Below are 20,600 nucleotides of genomic sequence, written 5' to 3'. Positions count from 1 at the left end.
AAGAGCTTGCTAACAAAATCTTGATCGACATCAAGCCTGGTCGCCTCCGCCGAGGGTAGCCTTCCGGTATCAGCCTTGTCCTTTCCATGCGCGGAAGATCCCGCCCCACCTAGCCACCGGAGGCGCCATGGACCCCATTCGCCGCACCCTTCTCGGCCAGCTGGCCCGCTTGAGTGCGGGGGCCGCCCTGATCCCGCTCGCAAGCGTCGCCAGCGCCGGCATCAACGACCAGCCACCGCGTCGCGAAGGCGACCCCACCAAGCGCTACGGCATGCTGATCGATCTGCGCCAGTGCATCGGCTGCCAGGCCTGTACCGTGTCGTGCCATATCGAGAATGCCGCCCCGCTGGGCAACTTCCGCACCGTGGTGTCACAGTTCGAAGTGGAAGAACAGAGCAGCGGAGAGGTGGCGACCTTCATGCTGCCCCGCCTCTGCAACCACTGCGAGAACCCGCCCTGCGTGCCGGTCTGCCCGGTGCAGGCCACCTACCAGCGCCAGGACGGCATCGTGGTGGTCGACAGCGACCGCTGCGTCGGTTGCGCCTACTGCGTCAACGCCTGCCCCTACGACGCCCGTTTCATCAACGAGAAGACCCAGACCGCCGACAAGTGCACCTTCTGCGCCCACCGCCTGGAAGCCGGCCTGCTGCCGGCCTGCGTGGAGTCCTGCGTGGGCGGCGCGCGGATCATCGGCGACATGCGAGACCCCGACAGCGAAATCAGCCGCCTGATCGACAAGCACCGCGAGGAGCTGATGGTGCTGCAACCGGAAAAGAACACCCTGCCGCAGGTCTTCTACCTGGGCATGGACGAGCGCTTCACCACTCGCCCCCAGGCCGAGGCGGGCATCTGGGATGTGCTGGGAATGGATGGCAAGGAGGTGGGCTATGAGTTTGGTCACTGAAGTCGTCGTGCCACGCTACGGCATCGCCTGGTACCCCTGGGCGGTGCAGTATTTCTTCCTGATCGCCCTCTCCTACTCGACGCTATGGCTGGCCGCCCCGGGGCTGATCCTGGGCAAGAAGGCGTGGATGACCACCGCACGCATCGCGCTGCTGGCCTGTGTCTCCACCACCCTGGTGGCCCCCGTTGCCCTGCTGGCCGATCTGCACCAGCCGCTGCGCTTCTGGCACTTCTACGGCTACCCGACACCCTGGTCGTGGATGTCGCTGGGCAGCTTTCTGCTGCCGATGTACCTGGGGGCCGTGGTGCTGCTGGCCTGGCTGGCCTGGCGCCCCGCCCTCAAGGCACGCAGTCGCCAGGACGATGGCTGGTTCTCCACCGTGGCCGGCTGGATCGCCTGGGGCGATTGGCAGGCGCCGCGTGCGGTGCTCGCACTCGTCGGCGCAGGGGCGCTGGTCGCCTCGCTGGGTATCATGCTCTACACCGGATTCGAGGTAGCCATCGTCAAGGGGCGTCCGCTGTGGAACACCAACTGGCTGCCGCCGATGTTCGTCGCCACCGGCATGATCGGTGGCTGTGGCCTGGTTCTGGTGCTCAATCGCATCTCATCCATTCGTCACCCTGACACCAACCGACAGATGCTTGCCATCCTGGTCGGCGCCTGCGTGGTCACCGGCTTCATCGCCCTGACCTGGTTCCTCGACGGCGTCAACGCCGTCTCGGGTTCGGTGGCCGCCGCGCTGGATTCGGTCAGCCACAGCGCCGCCTGGCGCAGCACCGCCATCGAAGGCGGCATCGCCGGCGTGCTGCTGGCCGTGCTGGCCTTCGTCATGCGCCGTTCACCGGCGCGCCGCAAGGCCATGGGCTGGATTCTCGGCCTGCTGGCCCTGCACGTCGCCTGGATGTTCCGCTGGGTGGTACTGATGAACGTCCAGACCGTGGCCCGCAACAGCGCCGGCTTCCACGATTATCACGTCGCCTTCGGCTCCTACGGCCTGCTCGGCATCATTGGCATCTTCGGCCTGTGGCTGACTGCCGTACTGCTGATCGACCTGTTCGTGCCCTGGCGCGAGGCCTCCAGCGACCCGCAGGCAGAGCCTGTCGCCACCGCGCCCGAGGCCACTTCCATCTCCGCATCATCCGAAGGAGCCCCCAGCCATGGATAAGTCACGTCGTCGTCTGCTCAAGGGTGCTGTCGCCGCCGGCGGCGCGGCCACCTTCGCCGCCGGCTACTCCGGCCCGCTGGTCAAGATGGCCAAGGGGGTGACCGGCAGCGCCGGCGAGAAGCCGGATCATCACATCTACGGCAACGCCCTGGCGCCGGAATACCGGGTGGACCTGGAAAGCGGTGAACTGACGCTGAACCCCGATCAGCGCACCGCCTTCACCGTCTGCTACGGCTGCACTACCAAGTGCGGCGTGCGGGTGCGTATCGACAACGAGAGCGACGAGGTGCTGCGTACCATCGGCAACCCCTATCACCCGCTCTCCTCCGACCCGCACCTGCCGATGCGCACCCCGGTGGTTGATGCGCTGAAGAGCGTCAGCGCCTATCAGGAGCAGGGCCTGGCCGGACGCTCGACCGCCTGCGCCCGGGGCAACGCCATGATTGCCCAGATGACCAGCCCCCACCGAGTCACCGACTGCCTCAAGCGGGTCGGCGGCCGTGGCGAGCGGCGTTGGGAACGTATCTCCTTCGAGCGCCTGATCGAGGAGGTCTGCGAGGGGGGTGACCTGTTCGGTGAGGGCCACGTTGACGGCCTGCGCGCCATCCACAACCATGACGAGCTGATCGACCCGGACAACCCCGAATACGGCCCCAAGGCCAATCAGCTGCTGATGATGGAGGCCACCGACTACGGCCGCTCGGCGCTGCTCAAGCGCTTCGCCTTCAACGCCTTCGGCACCCGCAACTACGGCCACCACGGCTCCTACTGCGGCCTGGCGTTTCGCATGGGCTCCGGCGCACTGATGGGCGACCTGGCCAAGAACGCGCACGTCAAGCCGGACTACACCAACGCCAGGTTTGCCCTGTTCATCGGCACCGCACCCAGCCAGGCGGGCAACCCCTTCAAGCGCCAGGGTCGGCTGCTGGCCGAAGCGCGCTCCACCGGCAGCCTGGACTATATCGTCATCGACCCGGGCCTCAACGCGGCGGCATCGCATGCCGCCGGCGAGCGCAGCCGCTGGGTGCCGATTCGCCCGGCCAGTGACACTGCCTTCGCCATGGCCATGATCCAGTGGCTGATCGAGCATGAGGCCTACGCCGCCGACTATCTGGCCATCCCCAGCCCTCAGGCCGCCGAGGCTGCCAACGAGAACGGCCATACCAACGCCACTCATCTGGTGATCGAGACCGACGGACATCCGCGCCGGGGCCACTTCCTGCGCCTTTCCGACCTGGGCCGAGCCGAGGCCGACAGCGACGCCGACGACCTGGTGGTGGTGGACGCCGACGGCGAGCTCAAGCCCAGCGCCGAGGTGCGCAGGGCGACGCTGTTCGTCGAACGTGACATCGAGGGTCCGGATGGCACTCTCCGGGTCAAGAGCAGCCTGACCAAGCTGCGCGACGCCGCCAACGAATACAGCCTGGAGGAGTACGCCGACCATTGCGGCATTGATGCCCGCCTCATTCAGCGTATCGCCGAGCGCTTCGCCGCCTACGGCCGTGACGCCGTGGTCGACACTCACGGCGGCATGATGAATGCCACCGGCTTCTACGGCGCCTACGGCATCATGATGCTCAATCTGCTGGCGGGCAGCTTCAACCGTCAGGGCGGCGCCGCCCTGGGCGGCGGCAAGTTCAACGGCACCGGCAGCGGCCCGCGCTATGACCTGTCGGATTTCCCCGGCAAGCGCGGCCCCAAGGGCGTGTTCGTGTCGCGCAGCCGCTTTGCCTACGAGAACACCTCGGAGTACAAACGCAAGGTGGCCGCCGGCGAGAACCCCTACCCGGCCAAGGCGCCGTGGCGCTCCCTGGCACCACCCATCCTCACCGAGCAGCTCTCCTCGGCGCTGGATGGCTACCCCTACAGGATCAAGGCGGTAATCGGCTGCATGGCCAACCCCCTCTACGGCCAGGCCGGTCTCGAGAGCACCATCGGCGAAAAGCTCAAGGACCCGCGCAACCTGGGGCTTTACGTGGCCATCGACGGTTTCATCAACGAGACCAGCCGCTATGCCGACTACATCGTGCCGGACTCGGTGATGTACGAGGTGTGGGGCTTTACCGGCGCCTGGAGCGGCACCCTGACCAGGATGACCACCGCCTGCTGGCCCATCGTCGAGCCGCGTCAGCAGAAGACCGCGGAGGGCGAGCCGGTCAGCATGGAGAGTTTCTTTATCGCCGCGGCAAAACGGCTGGAACTGCCCGGCTTCGGCGACGAGGCGATCCCCGACGCCGAGGGCAGGCTACATCCGCTCAACCGCGCCGAGGACTTCTTCCTGCGCGCGGCGGCCAACATCGCCTACCAGGGCGAACCGCTTCCCGCGGCGAGCGACAGCGATATCCGGCATGGCGGCATCGAGCCACTGCTCGGCAAGCTCGAGCGCACCCTGCCGGAGAACGAGCGCGGCCCGGTGGCCTATCTCTATGCCCGGGGCGGGCGTTTCGAAGAATACAGCGCCGCCTACAAGGGCGACAAGAAGCTTGGCCACGCCTGGTCGCGGCCCCTGTGTGTCTACAACCCCAAGGTGGGTACCGCCTTCAACAGCCAGACCGGCGAGCGCCTGGCCGGCACCCCCCGCTTCCAGAAGGCCGAGATGTCCGACGGGCGTCTGATGCGCGAGGTCTACCCGGAGGAGGAGTGGCCGCTGCTGGCGTTCTCCTACAAGTCCAACATCATGAACTCCTACGCCATCGGCCTGGAGCGGTTGCGCATGATCAAGCCCTACAACCCGGTGCTGCTGCATAGCGAGGACGCGGCTCGTCACGGTATCCAGCATGGCGATACGGTGCGCATCGAAAGCCCCGGCGGCGCGCTGACCGCCCTCGCGCTGGTCAGCGATGGCGTGATGAAAGGGGCCCTGGGCATCGAGCACAGCTACGGTCACACCGAGCTGGGCGCCAGCCAGCACCTCATCGACGGCGAGGCCTTCTCCGGCAATGAATGGGTCGGCGCCGGCGTCAACATCAACGACCTGGGCTTCGCCGACCCGACTCGCGAGGTCACCGGCACCTGGCTCGAGGGCGTCAGCGGCGCCTCCGTGCGTCAGGGCCTGCCGATCCGGGTCTCCCGTATCGAGGCCTGAGGAACGGCGCTTCATCCTTCTCGAGTGCGAAGCGCCGCCCCATGCACTCGACCCGATAGCCGGGCGCACCGACATCGGACGCCCGGCGTTTTTTCGGTATCATGGCGACGGACCATTTCCGACCAGGACACCCCCATGCTCCGACGCCTCGCCCGCGTGCTGCCCGTGGCTCTGCCGCTGCTGTTTGCCGCTCCTCTTGCCGCTGCCGCTCCCTTCGTGTTCACCGCCATTCCCGACGAGGACGAGACTCGCCTGCAGCAGCGCTTCCAGAAGGTCGCCGACTATCTCGCCGACGAGCTCGAGGTCGAGGTACGCTTCGTGCCGGTGAAGTCCTACGCCGCGGCGGTCACCGCCTTTCGCAACGACCAGGTGCAGCTGGCCTGGTTCGGCGGGCTCTCGGGCGTCCAGGCCCGCGAGCGCGTGCCCGGCTCCCGGGCCCTGGCCCAGGGGGTCGAGGATGCCGAGTTCCGGACCTACTTCATCGCCCACGAGAGCACCGGCCTGGAAGATGACGCGGGGCTGGTCGAGGCCATGCGCGACATGACCTTCACCTTCGGCGCCAAGGGCTCCACCTCCGGACGCCTGATGCCCGAACACTACCTGCGCGAGGCCTTCGGCGAGGCCCCGGAGGAGCTCTTCTCCCGCGTCGGCTTCAGCGGCAACCACAGCCGCACCGCCTCGTTGGTCGCCTCCGGCGCCTACCAGCTGGGGGCCCTCAACTACACCGTGTGGGAGAACGAGCTCGACGCCGGCAACATCGATACCGACAGCGTCAGGGTGGTATGGAAGACCCCGGTCTATCCCGATTACCAGTGGACGATTCGCGGTGATGTCGACGAGCGCTTCGGCGAGGGCTTCGCCGACCGTGTCCAGCAGGCGCTGCTCGGCATGGAGGATCCCGCCCTGCTGGAGAGCTTCCCGCGCTCCGGCTTTATCCCGGTGGACAATGACGACTACGAGATCATCCGGCAGGTCGGCCAGCAGCTCGACATCCTCGATTGATGACCTCGCTGGCTCTCACGGATGTAGTGGCCGATTACGGCGGGGAACGCGTGATCGGCCCGCTCGACCTGACGCTTGCCCGCGGCGAACGCGTCGCCCTGGTGGGCAGGAGCGGCGCCGGCAAGTCGACGCTGCTGGGTGTCATGCAGCAGCGCTGGCGTCATCACGGTGCCGCCCTGATGCCCCAGCAGCTGGGCCTGGTGCCCTCGCTGAGCGTGTTCCACAACGTCTATATGGGCGGACTCGCCCGGCACCCCACCTGGTACAACCTGATTACCCTGGCGCGCCCCTTCCGCCGTGATATCGACGCCATCATGCCACTGCTCGAACGCTTGGATATCGCCGACAAGTGCTGGGCCGCGGTCGGCGAGCTCTCCGGTGGCCAGGGCCAGCGCGTCGCGGCCGCCCGCGCGCTCCATCAGCGGGGCGACCTGCTGCTGGCCGACGAACCGATATCGGCGCTCGACGGCCCGCTGGCCGAGCGGGTGCTGGCCGCGCTGGGCGAGGCCTACCCCACCTCGGTGGTGGCCCTGCACGACGTGGAGCTGGCCCTGCGCTTCACCGACCGGGTCGTGGGCATCGCCGATGGCAGGATCGCCCTGGACGAGGCCAGCCACCGATTGAGCGCCCGGGATCTGCTGGTGCTCTACTGACCATGTGGCAATCGAAAAGCGTACGCACCAGCCTGGGCTTCGTTGCGCTGGCCCTCGTCTGCCTTCTTATCGCCGACCTCCAGATCAGCGCCCATGCCCCCTGGGCGGAGCTGGGCCGCCTGCTGCAGGGGCTGGCGCGACCGGATTTCACGGCGGTGGACTATCTCGGCACGGCGGTCGTGCGCACCCTCGCCTTCGCCTTCGTCGGAGTGGGGGCAGGCGCCGCGGCGGGCCTGCTGCTGGCGCTGCTGTTTCAGCATCGCGCGGTGCGCACCAGCTGCGCCTTTATCCGCGCCATTCACGAGCTGTTCTGGGCGCTGATCTTCCTGCAGTTCTTCGGTCTGCACCCGCTGACCGGGGTGCTCGCCATCGCCATTCCCTATGCCGGCATCTTCGCCAAGGTGTATGCCGAGATTCTCGACGAGAGCGACCCCCAGCCGTCGAAGGTGATCCCCCACGGCAGCGGCAGGGTCTCGGCCCTCCTCTACAGCCGTTTCAGCCAGGCCTGGCCCCACCTGGCGACCTACACCGCCTACCGGCTGGAATGCGGCCTTCGCTCCAGCGCCGTGCTCGGCTTCGTGGGCATGCCCACCCTGGGTTTCTACCTCGAGTCCTCGTTCGCCCAGGGGCACTACACCACGGTGGGTGCGCTGCTGCTGCTGTTCTATGGGCTGATCGGCACTCTCAGGCTCTGGGCCCGCCCGTGTCTGCTGCCGCTCTACCTGCTGGCCGCGCCCTTCCTGCTCGGCGACGGCCTGCCGATTCGCTGGCAGAGCGTCTCGCGGTTCTTTACCGAGGATATCGTTCCCGAGCCTCTGCGCCAGGGCGAGGGGGTCGCGGGGCTCCTCCCCTGGCTGGGCGAGCTGCTGGTCGACGAGGCATTACCAGGCATCTGGAATACCCTGCTGCTGACCCAGATCGCCCTGGTGGCGACCGGGCTGCTGGCGCTCATGCTCTATCCGCTGGTCTCGCAGCACTTCACGGGACGCCACGCCAGCGGCCGGATACGCGGTGCGCTGGGTCACGGCGTGCTGGTGGTCCTGCGCTCGACCCCGGAATACCTGCTGGCCTTTATCCTGCTGCAGCTGTGGGGCCCGTCGATGCTGCCGGCGGTGGTGGCGCTGGCGATCCACAACGGCGGCATCATCGGCCACCTGGTGGGCCAGCGCAGCAACGCGATCACGCTGCGCGCCGACGCTCCCCGCGGCATCGAGCGCTACGCCTTCGAGCTGACGCCGCGGCTCTATGGGCCCTTCCTGGCCCTGCTGTTCTACCGCTGGGAGATCATCATGCGCGAGACCGCCATCCTCGGCATCCTCGGCATCGCCACCCTGGGCTTCCATGTCGACAGCGCCATCCAGGAGATCCGCTTCGACCGGGCAATGATCCTGATCCTGATCACCGCCCTGCTCAATATCGGCGTGGACATCCTGGCGCGCCGCCTGCGCAACCGGCTACGCCTGCGGCACACCGCCAGCTGCGAACCCTGACGGCCCCCGGCGCTACTCCGGGAGGTCGGTCAGCGCCCCGGTGTTCGCCGAGCTGACCAGCCGGGCGTACTTGGCCAGCACCCCACGGGTGTAACGCGGCTCAGGCGGCTGCCAGGCAGACTTGCGGCTCTCCAGCTCCTCGACGGTGAGGGCGACGTCGATGGTGTCGGCCTCGGCATCGATGGTGATCCGGTCGCCATCTTCCACCAGGGCCAGGGGACCACCGTCGAACGCCTCGGGGGTCACGTGGCCCACCACGAAGCCGTGGCTGCCGCCGGAGAAGCGCCCGTCGGTGATCAGCGCCACCTCGCTGCCGAGCCCCCGGCCCATGATCGCCGAGGTGGGGGTGAGCATCTCGCGCATGCCGGGGCCGCCCCGGGGGCCCTCGTAGCGGATCACCACCACGTCTCCCGCCACCACGCTGCCATCGTTGATGCCTGCCTGGGCCTCCTCCTCGGAGTTGAACACACGCGCCGTGCCGGCGAAGCGCGTGCCCTCCTTGCCGGTGATCTTGGCCACCGCCCCTTCCGGCGCCAGATTGCCATGCAGGATACGCAGATGGCTCTCCGCCTTGATGGGGTTGTTCAGCGCCGCGATGATCCGCTGGTCATCAGGATAGGGGGCCACATCGGCCAGGTTCTCGGCCAGGGTCCTGCCGGTCACCGTCAGACAGTCGCCGTGCAGGAGGCCGGCATCGAGCAGCATCTTCATCAGCGGCTGGATGCCGCCGATCGCCACCAGCTCGCTCATCATGTAGTGGCCGCTGGGGCGCAGGTCGGCCACCACCGGCACGCGCTTGCCGATCTCGGTGAAGTCGGCGAGCGACAGCTCGACGCCGATGGTGCGCGCCATGGCGATCAGGTGCAGCACCGCATTGGTGGAGCCGCCCAGGGCGATCACCACGCTGATGGCGTTCTCGAAGGCCTGGCGGGTCATGATGTCCGAGGGCTTGAGGTCGCGCTCGAGCAGCTCGAGCACCGCGGCACCGGCCGCCTCGCAGTCCTCGCGCTTGTCGTTGGAGACGGCGTTCTGGGCCGAGCTGCCCGGCAGGCTCATGCCCAGTGCCTCGATGGCCGAAGCCATGGTGTTGGCGGTATACATGCCGCCGCAGGAGCCGGGGCCGGGAATCGCGGTCTCCTCGATCTGCTTGAGCTCGATCAGGTCGATATCACCACGACCATGAGCGCCCATGGCCTCGAACACCGAGACGATATCGGTGTGGTTCTTGCCGGGCTGGATGGTGCCGCCGTAGACGAACACGCTGGGACGATCGAGGCGCGCCAGGCCCATCAGACAGCCGGGCATGTTCTTGTCACAGCCCCCGATGGCCACCAGGCCATCGAAGCCCTCGCAGCCGGCCACCGTCTCGATGGAGTCGGCGATCACCTCCCGCGACACCATCGAGTACTTCATGCCCTCGGTACCGTTGGCGATGCCGTCGGAGATGGTGATGGTGTTGAAGATCACCCCCTTGCCGCCGGCACTGTCCGCCCCGTCGCTGGCGTGACGCGCCAGCTCGTCGATATGGCTGTTGCAGGGGGTGAGGTTGCTCCAGGTCGAGGCGATGCCCACCTGGGGCTTCGCGAAGTCCTCGTCCTGAAAACCCACCGCACGCAGCATGGCACGGCTGGCCGCCTTGCCGGGGCCATCCACCACCCGGGCGGAGTGGCGGCGGATAACTTTCGGGGAATCGGACATGACAGGCCTCCTGAGCATACAAGCAATGACGACCTATTAGAGTGGACTGCGAAGCCAACGGCTGTCCATGGCCACGGCTGTCCATGGTGATGCGTCTGCAGTAGCGCAACTTGACCTGCCGCCCCCTTTTGTCTGAAATAAAATTTCTAAAATATGGGGAAATAAGAAAATATCATGCCAATCGACAGCTTTGACTCCAAAATCCTTGATCAACTTCAGCGCGATGCTAGCTTATCCATTGCAAAGATCGCTGACCGCGTCGGCCTGTCGCCGACCCCCTGCTGGCGGCGAATTCAGCGCCTAGAGAAGGAAGGCTTCATCGAACGGCGTGTCGCGGTGCTCAACCCCATGAAGCTGGGCCTGGGGTTGACCGTGTTCGTGATGATCAAGACCGACAAGCACAACCAGGCCTGGCTGGACCGCTTTCAGGCGGTCACCCAGGCGCTCGATGAGATCATCGAGGTCAATCGCCTGGCCGGCGAGTACGACTATCTGCTCAAGGTGATCACCCGTGACAACCAGTCCTTCGACGCCTTCTACAAGCGACTCATTTCCAGAATCGAGCTGAGCAATGTCACATCCTGTTTCTCCATGGAGCACGTCAAGTGCACCCACGCCCTCCCCCTCTCCACGGGCCAGTGAGTGGGTCGCGCGCATCCGTCACGACATCATCGGCGAAGGCCGGGCCATTCCCGGCCCCTTCGGACCGCGCCCCCTGGTCTACACCGACTACACCGCCTCGGGCCGCGCCCTGCACATGATCGAGCGTGCCATTCAGGAGAAGGTGCTGCCCAACTACGGCAACACCCATACCGAGACCTCCTACACCGGAATGCGCACCACCCGGCTGCGCGAGGCGGCCCGTCAGGCCGTGCGCGAGGGAGTGGGGGCCGGCCCCGAGCACGCGGTCATCTTCGCCGGCGCCGGCGCCACCGCGGCCATCGACCGCTTCTCGCGCATTCTCGACCTGCCCGGCCTGCACCGGCCGGCCGAAGCGGCACGCCCGGTGATCTTCATCGGCCCCTTCGAGCACCACTCCAACGACCTGGCCTGGCGCGAGGCAGATGCCGACCTGGTACGCATCCCGCTTGACGCCGACGGCCTGCCCGACCTGGTCGAGCTGGAGCGCGCGCTGCAGGCCCATGCCGAGCGGCCCCTGAAGGTGGCGGCCTTCTCCGCGGCCTCCAACGTCACCGGCGTGCTGACCGACGTGCGCCAGCTGGCCGCGCTGGTCCACCGCCACGGCGGCATCCTGGCCTGTGACTATGCCGCCGCCGGCCCCTATGTGCCGATCGACATGGCGGAAAGCGCCCCCGGCGCCAACGATCATCTCGACGCCATCTTCCTGTCGCCGCACAAGTTCATCGGCGGGCCCGGCACCTCCGGCGTCCTGGTCATCGACCGCGCCCTGTGCCGCAACGCCGTGCCCGGTGTGGCCGGCGGCGGCACCGTCTCCTATGTGACCGAAGGCGAACACCACTACGTCACCGACCCCGAACGGCGCGAGGAGGGTGGCACCCCCGGCATCGTCGAGAACATTCGCACCGGGCTGGTCTTCACCCTCAAGCAGCAGGTAGGCGCACACCACATCGCCGAACTCGAGACGGCACTGACCCGACAAGCCATGGAGCGCTGGTCGCGGCTCGACAACCTGCACATCCTGGGGCCGCGGCACACCCCGCGCCTGGGCATCGTTTCGTTCAATATCTCCGCCGGGTCGCGCCTGCTACACCATAACCTGGTGGTGGCACTGCTCAATGACCTGTTCGGTATCCAGGCCCGGGGCGGCTGCTCCTGCGCCGGACCCTATGCTCACTCCCTGCTGGACATCAGTGAGACCCAGGCCCAACAACATGCCGAACTAGTCCATAAGGGAAAAAGCTTATTCCGTCCAGGCTGGGTAAGACTCGGTTTTAATTACTTCTTTAACAGTGAGACGGCTTGCTATATTATCGATGCCGTCGAATTTATCGCCCGTCATGCCGCCGTGCTGATGCGGCTCTATCGTGTCGACGTGCAGAGTGGTACCTGGCGTGCTCGCCAGGCTCAGGCGCCCTGCGAAACGCCCTCGCTGAGCGCTCTGCTGAGCCCCGACGCACCCCACCCCGAACCGACTCCGCCAGACTTCGAGCAGTGCTTCGCCCAGGCGCAGGCGCTGGTCGATAGCGCGCGCACGTCTGCCATCGAGCCGCCCTCGAGCAGCTGTGCAGATGAAGAGGCGCTGCGCTGGTTCTGGTGGCCACACGAATCCAGCGAGGCCGCCTCCGCCCTGGACGAGATGACGCCATGACCCAAACGCCATCCTTCGCCACCGCTTCATGAAAGCGTTTGATCATGCGAGCGCAGACGGCATCGCCGGTCGGGATATGTGGTGCCAGGCTCGGGCTGCTGTCCGGATGCGGTAACAGTATTGCGCCGGCTATTCAGGCTCCGCAGCGATCTCCTGCAGCGCGCTCACCAGTGTGTCAGGCTCCTGAGCCCCGGAAATCAGGTACTTGTCGTTGATAATGTAGGCCGGCACGGACGAGATGCCCGCTTGTTGATAGCGGGCCTCATCCTCGCGCACGGCATCGGCATACTGTGCCGACTCGAGCACTTCCCGGGCGCCTTCCGGGGACAGCCCCGCGGCCTGAACGCAGCGGACAAGCACATCGGGGTCCGAGACATCTTCCGCCCTGCCGAAATAGGCCTCGAACAGCGCCTGCTTCATGGCGGTGGCCTCGCCCTGCTCACCGGCCCACTTCACCAACCGGTGGGCATCGAAGGTGTTGCAGGTGCGCCGCTCCTGGAGCTTCGCGAAGTTGATGCCGAGCTCCTCCGCGATGGTCATCATCTGACCCTGAGACGCGCGCATCTCCTCCTCGCTGCGCCCATACTTGCGCGCCAGCGCCGGCAGGATCGGCTCCCCCTCTCCGCTCTGCTCAGGATTCAGCTCGAAGGCGTGCCAGCGAACCGTGAACGAGAACTCTGACGCCAGCCGCTGCATGGCCAGCTCCAGCCGAGCATAGCCGATGGCACACCAGGGGCAGGCAATATCCGAAACAATATCGATGGCTATCTTTTTCATAATCTAATCCTTAAAATTTATAAAAAACAGAATTAAAATATATCTAATGTTATATTACTACCAGCATGGCGCTAAATGAAGTAAAAACCATTTTCATCGCTTAGCATGAGAGTAAACTATAAGCACGAGCTGAGAGACAACCTTGCCAAACATTGACACCCGAATTCGGCATGCGGCCTTTAAAAGACTTCAAGACATTTCTCAAGAATACTCGAATGACGCCCCCTGGGAAGCCATTTCACAACCAGTCCCTCTTGACAGAGAGTCATTTCTTATCGCAAGCCGTGCGATCGGAATCTTCAAGCCAAAACAAATGCCAGATGGAATTTTGAGCATCAAAACTGTGGTGCCCAAACAAGGCCGGATCAACATTTACTCTGATGGGACAAGCGATGAGGGGGGCTTCTGGTACTCTCTTGAAGCTGGAGGATCAGAAAAGCCAGCGAACCGCCAGCTCTTAATAAGCTACGAAAGGAGGGATCCGATCATCTACCTGGTAGGCGTAGCTCCCGGACGCTACCTCCCACTATGGCCTTGCTATATAGACAACATCGATTTAACCAAAGAGTTATGCCATGTCAGTATGCACCAAAGTGCTAGCCAGATTAGCCATGTCTCAGAAAGCAGTAGTACCTACACGGCTGACGAGCTCGAGAAGCGCTATGTTATCCGAGAGGCCAAAACCCGAGTTCACCAGGCAGAGTTCCGAGCACGAGTCATGAGGGCTTATTCAAATCGCTGTGCCATGACAGGACTCCCTGTACCACAGCTTTTGGATGCAGCTCATATCATTCCCGACTCTGATCAGGCCAGTACCGCCGAGGTGAGCAACGGCATATCTCTTAGCCGTCTTCACCACAGAGCTTATGATGCCGACCTGATTGGCATAGACCCCAACTTTCGGATTCACCTAAATTCCGATCTCCTCTCAACACAAGACGGGCCCCTTCTCGAAAGTATGAAACAGCTCAATGGCCAAATGATTTCTATGCCAAAGCACTGCAAGGATCGGCCAAGCCAAGAGGCCCTTGAGCTGCGTTTTCAGCGCTTCCTATCTCGATAGAGGCTACTTCTTCTCCCGCGGTACCCGCCCCATCAGATAGAACTCCTCGTTGGGTGGCGTGCCGGTCATGGTGACCAGGCGGTTGGAGAGGCCGAAGAAGGCGGCGACGGCGCCGATATCCCAGATATCGTCGCGAGTGAAGCCCGCCGACTCCAGGCGAGTCTCCCACTCCTCGGTAAGCTCGCCCACCTCCAGGCTGCAGTACATCGCGAAGTCGAGCATGGTGCGATGCCGCTCGCTGATCGGCGCGGTGCGATGGTTGATCGCCACCTGGTCGGCCAGCAACGGATCCTTGCTGTAGATCCGCACCAGGGCACCGTGGGCCACCACACAGTAGAGGCAGCGATTGTGAGCGCTGGTGGCCACCACGATCATCTCCTTCTCCGCCTTGGTCAGCGTATCGGACTCACGCTCCATCAGGGCGTCATGGTAGGCGAAGAAGGCGCGGAACTCGGCCGGGCGATGCGCCAGCATCAGGAAGACATTGGGCACGAAGCCGGCCTTCTCCTGCACCGCCAGGATGGCGTCGCGGATGTCGTCGGGCAGGTCGTGGATCGATTCCGGTACGGGGAAGCGGCTGATTGAATTGGTCATGAATACTCTCGAGTTGTGCTTGTTGTGAGACCTTACAGTTAACGTCAACGTTACCATGTTGTCCATACGCTTTCCGTCAGAGCCTGGAGTGCTCCATGCACAGCAACCCTGTCCCCTGTGGAAGGCTACTAGCCTCCGCCCAAAAGGCAGAGCATGTTTTCTGCTGGTAGCGTGACGCCTTTCCCGAAACGGCCATACGCAAGCGGCCCCGCCTCTTTCGAGACGGGGCCGCCGTTCACTGGGCCGAAAGGTTTAACCCAGAGAGATGGTGCTGTTGATGCCGCTGGAGACGTTCTCGGGCTCGAACCAGCGAGCGGTGACGGTCTTGGTCTGGGTCCAGAAGGCGATGGCCTGCTTGCCGTTGGGGCCCAAGTCGCCGAGCTTGGAGGCACGCGAACCGGTGAAGCTGAAGTAGGCGACCGGCACCGGGATCGGCACGTTGATACCGATTTGGCCGACATCGATATCGGTCTCGAAGCGACGCGCCACCCAGCCGGAGTTGGTGAAGATCGAGGTGCCGTTGCCGTTGGGGTTGGCGTTGATGAACTCGATCGCCTCGTCCAGGGTCTCGACACTTACCACGCAGAGCACGGGGCCAAAGACCTCTTCACGGTAGATGGTCATCTCCGGAGTCACGTCGGCGAACAGGGTCGGGCCGACGAAGTTGCCGTTCGGGTAGCCTTCCACCTCGTAGCCGCGGCCGTCGACCAGCAGCTTGGCCCCCTCCTTCTCGCCGGCGGTGATCAGGCGCTCTACGCGCTCCTTGGCCTGGGGCGAGACCAGCGGACCGAGGTCGGCGTCGGTCTGGGTGCCGGGGCCTACCTTCATGTTGCGGGCGCCCTCGACGATATCGTCCAGCCACTCGCGCGCCTCGCCCACCAGCACCACCACGGAGTTGGCCATGCAGCGCTGGCCGGCGGCACCGAAGGCGGAGCCCAGCAGGTTGTTGATCGCCTGGCTGCGGTTGGCATCCGGCATCACGACACAGTGGTTCTTGGCGCCCATCATCGACTGCATGCGCTTGCCGGCGGCCGCGGCGCGGTTGTAGAGCAGCGAGCCAACGTGAGTGGAACCGATGAAGGAGAGCGCCTTGATGTCCTGGTGGTCGGCGATCTGGTTGGCCACGTCCGGGCCACCGTGAACCACGTTGAGCACGCCGGCCGGAACGCCCGCTTCGTGGGCCAGCTCGACGAGACGCATGGAGGAGCTGGGATCCTGCTCGGAGGGCTTGAGCACGAAGGTGTTGCCGGTGGCGATGGCCAGCGGGAACATGAAGCAGGGCAGCATGATCGGGAAGTTGAAGGCGGTGATGCCGGCGCCCACGCCCAGCGGCTGGTGCATGGTGTAGACATCCACCTCGTTGGCGGCATTCTCGGCCAGCTCGCCCAGCTGCAGGGAGGTGATCGAGCAGGCGTGCTCCACCACTTCCAGGCCGCGACCCACTTCACCGGCAGCATCGGGCAGGGTCTTGCCGTGCTCCTCGGTGATCAGCGCGGCCAGCTCATCGGTATGCTCGCGGATCAGCGCCTGCAGCTTGAGCATGATGCGCATGCGCTTGCCGAGCGGCACCTTGCGCCAGGTCTTGAAGGCCTCCTTGGCGCTGGCCACGGCACGCTCCACCTCCTCGGCGGTACAGAACGGCACCCGAGCCACCACTTCCTGGGTCGCGGGATTGACCACGTCGCGCCACTCCTGGCTGGCGGACTGGATGGGCTGGCCGTCGATGTACATGGGGATTTCGCGGACTGACATGGGCGTGCTCCTCTGGATTGTCGCTACCGGCATCGAGTCGTGCCGGTGTCATGCTGTGGCTGGCGGAGGACTGGCTTGTCGTTGTGGGCCGTATCAGCGGCCGTTGCCATCATCCGTCATTAGACTTTGTGTGTAGAAATACACGCAAGAGAGTGAAGATGAGTCTATCCAGAGGTCGCATGGCATGACAACGGGTACTCGGGCACATTGCTTGTGCATTTATGCACAAGAAAACCACCCAGTGGAGAGCCATCATGCTGGACTGGCACGATATCCAGATCTTCCTCGAGGTCGCCCGCAGTCAGCGGCTTACCGATGCCGCCCGACGCCTGGGGCTGGACCACTCCACCCTGTCGCGGCGCACCCGGCGCTTCGAGCAGAGGCTCAACACCCAGCTCTTCGAGCGCAGCACCCATGGCTATCATCTCACCGAGGCCGGCCAGCAGCTGCTCGCCCACGCCGAGGAGATGGCCCGTCACGCCTTCGAGGCCGGCGAGAGCCTGACCGACAAGAACCACCAGATCAGTGGCCAGATCCGCCTCGGCGTGACCGAGGGCTTCAGCACCTGGGTGATCGCCCCCCTGCTCTCGGCCTTCTGCGAGCGCCATCCGGGGATCACCCTGGATCTGCTCGCCCTGCCCCGGGTGGTCAACCTGAGCCGCCACGAGGCGGACCTGGCGATCACCGTGGAGCGCCCGGTCAGCCCGGGCCTGGTGATCTCGCGACTGTGTGACTATCGCCTGCGGCTCTATGGCAGCGAAGGCTATCTGGCCCGCCACGGCACGCCGCAGCATCTCTCCGAGCTTGGCGACCATCGCCTGGTGGGCTATGTCGACGACCTGATCTTCAGCGAACAGCTCAGCTATCTGGAGCCGCTGCTCGAGCCGTCGACCATCGGCAAGCCGCCCCACTTCACCATGCGTAGCACCAGCGTGACCACGCAGCACGCCGCCTGCGTCCACGGCGCGGGGCTCGCCATTCTCCCCTGCTTCATGGCCAGCACCTCGCCGATCCTGCGCAACGTGCTGGAGCAGGAGATCGCGGTGGACCGCCAGTTCTGGATCACCGCCCGGCAGGAACAGCGCCGGCTGGCCAGGGTGCGCCTGCTGTGGGACTACCTGCGCGAGGCGCTGGAGGCCAACCGCGCCTTTCTGATGGGGGCGACGAAGGAGATGGTGATCCCGGCGACCGGCGCCGGCTGATGCCTGAAACGGAAGCAGAAACGAAATGGCCTGGCCCCGAGAGATACGGGACCCAGACCATGACCGCCGATTGAAACTTGAGATCGCCGGGCCGGCCGTTCAATCATTGAGGGTCAGTTGGCGATCCGTGCACCCAGCTTCGGCTTGAGACAGCAGCCGGTCAGGTCCCGCAGAAGGTACGAAAGACCCGCTCGGTGGATGGGGCAGGCTGCGCATACTCCTCCCGGCCGGGCTGCTCGGCAAAGGGTTCTGCCAGCACCTCACCGAGGGCCTCGAAGGGACCGAAGTCGTCGTGTTCGACGGCGGCGGCAATCACTCTTTCCACCTGGTGGTTACGCGGGATATAGAGCGGGTTGACGCCGTTCATGCGGGCGGCGATCGCACCGGCATCGGCCGTCTCCCGAGCCAGACGCTCGCGCCAGCGCGGCAGCCAGGCGGCCAGGCCGTCGCCGGTCTCGAGCAGTTCGAACAGCGCGGGGGCGTCCTGCTCCAGCGCCTCGCTCAGGCGGCGAAAGGTCAGGGTGAAGTCGGCGCGTCCGGCCTGCATCGCCTCGAGCAGGGCCTCGACCAGCTCACGGTCGCCCTCCTCCTCCCGCTCCAGCCCCAGCTTGGCACGCATCACCGCCAGCCACTCGGCCTCGTACCGCGGCTCATAGCGCTTGATCACCTCGGTGGCCTTCGCGACCGCCGTCTCCTGGTCATCGTCGATCAGCGGAATCAGGGTCTCGGCGAAACGCGCCAGATTCCACTGGGCGATCCAGGGCTGATTGCGATAGGCGTAGCGCCCCTGCTCATCGATGGAGCTGAACACCATGGTCGGCGAGTAGGCCTCCATGAAGGCACAGGGGCCATAATCGATGGTCTCGCCCGAGATGGTGCAGTTGTCGGTATTCATCACCCCGTGGACAAAGCCTAACCCCATCCACTTCGCCACCAGTGACGCCTGACGGTCGGCCACTGCCTCGAGCAGGCCCAGGTAGCGCTCGCCCTCACCCTGCTCGGCGGTCAGCAGGCCTGGATAGTGCCGCTCGATGGCCATATCGGCCAGCATGCGCACCGCCTCACCATCATCACGCGCGGCGAAGTACTGGAAGGTGCCTACCCGCAGATGGCTCGCCGCCACCCGGGTCAGCACGGCCCCCGGCTCCGGCACCCGCCGGAATATCCGCTCGCCGCTGGTCACCGCGGCAAGCGCTCGGGTGGTGGGCACGCCGAGCCGGTGCATCGCCTCGCTGATCAGGTACTCGCGCAGCACCGGGCCCAGCGGCGCACGCCCGTCGGCCCCCCGGGAGAAGGGGGTCATGCCGGCGCCCTTGAGCTGAATATCCCGCAGGTGACCCTGGCGATCGGTCACCTCGCCGAGCAGCACCGCCCGGCCGTCGCCGAGACGCGGATTGAAGTGCCCGAACTGGTGGCCCGCATAGGCCTGGGCGAGGGGCTCGGCGCCCTGTGGTACACGATTGCCGGAGAACCACCGGGCGGCGCCTTGCGCTTCGAAGGCGTCGAGATCGAAGCCCAGCGCCTCCGCCAGCGGCCGATTGAAGGCGACCAGTCGAGGCTCGGGCACCGGCACGGGATCGAAGCGCAGATAGAAACGTTCGGGCAGGCGCGCGAAGCGCAGTGTGAACTCGGGAAACATGGCGGCTCCAGTCGCGGGCCAGCGTGGCCGGGGGAAAGAGAGGAGTAAATACCCGAGTATAACGCTCGGACATCTCCCTATCGACCCAACTCCTGTCGACCCCTGGACCATTGCAGATGGCAGCATCGCTCAAGACTGTTCCGGCGACAGGTCTACAAGGGGGCGCTACAAGTACTTCCTTGTAGGCTACCTCGGCCATCCCTGGTCCTCGGCCCCCCCCCTCTTCGACCTGTCCCCGGCGTCTTTCACTATCACCCTGTCGGAAACCGCGACAACCCTGCTATCGACCTAACTCGTCCCGGCTGACCCAGCTCATTCTGGCCGGCGCCAGCTCTTCACGGATCAGCTCGGCCAGGCGCCGGGCGGGCTCGGTCGGGCGGCGGGCGGCACGGTGCAGGGCCAGCTCCACGGCCGGCAGCGGCGGCATACCACTGGATTCGTCCAGGGCACGCAGCTGGGGCCCGAGCATGCTGCGGGTGACCACCACGATGGCCAGACCCGCCTGCACCACCGGTGCAAGCCCGGCCATGGATTGGCTGGTATAGGCCACCCGCCAGTCGCGACCCGCGGCGGCCAGGGCATCCTCCGCCGACTCACGAAAGAGGTCCGCGCCGGGCGAATAGAGTGCCAGCGGCAGGGGGTCGGAGAGGGGTGGCTGACGCTCCAGCCCCACCGCCCAGGTCAGCGGTTCGCGGCGGATCATCTCGCCGCCCGGCGAACGGCGTTGACGAGTGACCAGCGCCAGGTCGAGTTCATCGGCACGCACGCGCTCCACCAGCTCGGCACTGACGCCGCAGGTGACCTGCAGACCGACATCCGGATAGAGCTGATGAAACCAGGAGAACACCGCCGTCAGCAGCGGGGCATAGTCCTCGGGAATCCCCAGGTTGAGCTCTCCGGTGACACGCCGTGTACGCATGTCGGCCAGCACCTCGTCGTTGAGCGCCAGCAGCCGTCGGGCATGCTCCAGCAGGCGCTCCCCCTCGGCGGTGAAGCGGATGCGCCGCCCCTGCCGCTCATGGAGCGACACCTCGAGCACCGCCTCCAGGCGCGAGAGCTGCATGCTCACGGTCGATTGGGTAAAGGCCAGGCGCCGTGCGGCGGCGGTGACGCTTCCGGTATCGGCCACCGCCACCAGGGTGCGCAGCAGGGCTAGGTCGAGGGTCGGGGCACGCATTATTCATCAATCCTCTTGATGAGAATGATCAATTAAGATCGATATTGTGATGAGTATGGCACGGCTAGCATGGGGACAACATCCAGCCTGACTCCATCCACGCTTCACG

At 65.4% G+C, this 20,600-nt stretch carries 16 protein-coding genes; 10 read left to right on the top strand and 6 right to left on the bottom strand.

Annotation, left to right across the window (positions count from 1 at the left end):
* Window positions 1-127 precede the first annotated feature (127 nt).
* The 6 genes from dsrO (at window position 128) to RM463_RS13585 (ending at window position 8,299) form a co-directional block, all read left to right on the top strand.
* Window positions 128-904, top strand: coding sequence for a sulfate reduction electron transfer complex DsrMKJOP subunit DsrO (dsrO, locus tag RM463_RS13610; protein WP_311430289.1), 777 nt, complete (start codon window positions 128-130; stop codon window positions 902-904).
* Window positions 888-2,069 (top strand): NrfD/PsrC family molybdoenzyme membrane anchor subunit, encoded by a 1,182-nt coding sequence (gene nrfD / locus RM463_RS13605; RefSeq protein ID WP_311430288.1) that lies wholly within the window; start codon window positions 888-890, stop codon window positions 2,067-2,069. Before dsrO ends, nrfD begins: the two co-directional genes overlap by 17 nt.
* Window positions 2,062-5,154, top strand: coding sequence for a molybdopterin dinucleotide binding domain-containing protein (locus tag RM463_RS13600; protein ID WP_311430287.1), 3,093 nt, complete (start codon window positions 2,062-2,064; stop codon window positions 5,152-5,154). Before nrfD ends, RM463_RS13600 begins: the two co-directional genes overlap by 8 nt.
* A 135-nt stretch (window positions 5,155-5,289) precedes the next feature.
* Complete coding sequence (locus tag RM463_RS13595; RefSeq protein WP_311430286.1) at window positions 5,290-6,156, top strand: putative selenate ABC transporter substrate-binding protein; 867 nt, start codon at window positions 5,290-5,292, stop codon at window positions 6,154-6,156.
* Window positions 6,156-6,809: an ATP-binding cassette domain-containing protein gene (locus RM463_RS13590; RefSeq protein WP_311430285.1), complete on the top strand. Its 654-nt coding sequence runs from the start codon at window positions 6,156-6,158 to the stop codon at window positions 6,807-6,809. The genes RM463_RS13595 and RM463_RS13590 overlap by 1 nt, the downstream gene beginning before the upstream one ends.
* A 2-nt stretch (window positions 6,810-6,811) precedes the next feature.
* The gene (locus RM463_RS13585; RefSeq protein ID WP_311430284.1) at window positions 6,812-8,299 is read left to right on the top strand and encodes an ABC transporter permease; all 1,488 of its coding nucleotides are present in this window, start codon (window positions 6,812-6,814) and stop codon (window positions 8,297-8,299) included.
* A 12-nt stretch (window positions 8,300-8,311) separates the two neighbouring features.
* Here the strand turns inward: RM463_RS13585 and ilvD are convergent, their stop codons facing one another.
* Window positions 8,312-9,997 (bottom strand): dihydroxy-acid dehydratase, encoded by a 1,686-nt coding sequence (gene ilvD / locus RM463_RS13580; RefSeq protein ID WP_311430283.1) that lies wholly within the window; start codon window positions 9,995-9,997, stop codon window positions 8,312-8,314.
* A 174-nt stretch (window positions 9,998-10,171) separates the two neighbouring features.
* On the opposite strand from ilvD, the gene RM463_RS13575 reads away from it, so the two are divergent.
* Both RM463_RS13575 and RM463_RS13570 read left to right on the top strand, forming a co-directional pair.
* Window positions 10,172-10,639: an Lrp/AsnC family transcriptional regulator gene (locus RM463_RS13575; RefSeq protein WP_311430282.1), complete on the top strand. Its 468-nt coding sequence runs from the start codon at window positions 10,172-10,174 to the stop codon at window positions 10,637-10,639.
* Window positions 10,569-12,287, top strand: a complete 1,719-nt coding sequence (locus tag RM463_RS13570) for an aminotransferase class V-fold PLP-dependent enzyme (protein ID WP_311430281.1) — start codon at window positions 10,569-10,571, stop codon at window positions 12,285-12,287. Before RM463_RS13575 ends, RM463_RS13570 begins: the two co-directional genes overlap by 71 nt.
* A gap of 129 nt (window positions 12,288-12,416) precedes the next feature.
* Here RM463_RS13570 and RM463_RS13565 read toward each other — a convergent pair whose 3' ends face one another.
* On the bottom strand, window positions 12,417-13,064 hold the full coding sequence (locus RM463_RS13565) for a DsbA family oxidoreductase (protein ID WP_311430280.1): 648 nt from the start codon (window positions 13,062-13,064) through the stop codon (window positions 12,417-12,419).
* 142 nt (window positions 13,065-13,206) lie between these two features.
* Between RM463_RS13565 and RM463_RS13560 the strand changes: the two genes are divergently transcribed.
* Window positions 13,207-14,127 (top strand): HNH endonuclease signature motif containing protein, encoded by a 921-nt coding sequence (locus tag RM463_RS13560; RefSeq protein WP_311430279.1) that lies wholly within the window; start codon window positions 13,207-13,209, stop codon window positions 14,125-14,127.
* A gap of 3 nt (window positions 14,128-14,130) precedes the next feature.
* On the opposite strand, the gene RM463_RS13555 is transcribed toward RM463_RS13560, so the two are convergent.
* Window positions 14,131-14,721, bottom strand: a complete 591-nt coding sequence (locus tag RM463_RS13555; protein ID WP_311430278.1) for a peroxidase-related enzyme — start codon at window positions 14,719-14,721, stop codon at window positions 14,131-14,133.
* Between the two features lie 252 nt (window positions 14,722-14,973).
* On the bottom strand, window positions 14,974-16,473 hold the full coding sequence (locus RM463_RS13550; protein WP_195689914.1) for a CoA-acylating methylmalonate-semialdehyde dehydrogenase: 1,500 nt from the start codon (window positions 16,471-16,473) through the stop codon (window positions 14,974-14,976).
* 254 nt (window positions 16,474-16,727) lie between these two features.
* Here RM463_RS13550 and RM463_RS13545 point away from each other — a divergent pair, with 254 nt between their 5' ends.
* Window positions 16,728-17,675 carry a LysR family transcriptional regulator gene (locus tag RM463_RS13545; protein ID WP_311430277.1) on the top strand — a complete coding sequence of 316 codons (948 nt, stop codon included), beginning with the start codon at window positions 16,728-16,730 and terminating at the stop codon, window positions 17,673-17,675.
* A gap of 160 nt (window positions 17,676-17,835) precedes the next feature.
* Here the strand turns inward: RM463_RS13545 and RM463_RS13540 are convergent, their stop codons facing one another.
* Window positions 17,836-19,314 carry a protein adenylyltransferase SelO family protein gene (locus RM463_RS13540; RefSeq protein WP_311430276.1) on the bottom strand — a complete coding sequence of 493 codons (1,479 nt, stop codon included), beginning with the start codon at window positions 19,312-19,314 and terminating at the stop codon, window positions 17,836-17,838.
* A gap of 280 nt (window positions 19,315-19,594) precedes the next feature.
* Window positions 19,595-20,491 carry a LysR substrate-binding domain-containing protein gene (locus RM463_RS13535; protein WP_195689911.1) on the bottom strand — a complete coding sequence of 299 codons (897 nt, stop codon included), beginning with the start codon at window positions 20,489-20,491 and terminating at the stop codon, window positions 19,595-19,597.
* Window positions 20,492-20,600: the final 109 nt, after the last annotated feature.

Origin of the sequence: Halomonas sp. LES1, assembly GCF_031846005.1 — a bacterium.
Lineage (GTDB): Bacteria > Pseudomonadota > Gammaproteobacteria > Pseudomonadales > Halomonadaceae > Halomonas.
Note: the sequence above shows the minus strand (reverse complement) of the source record. Positions and strands in the feature narration are given on the sequence as shown.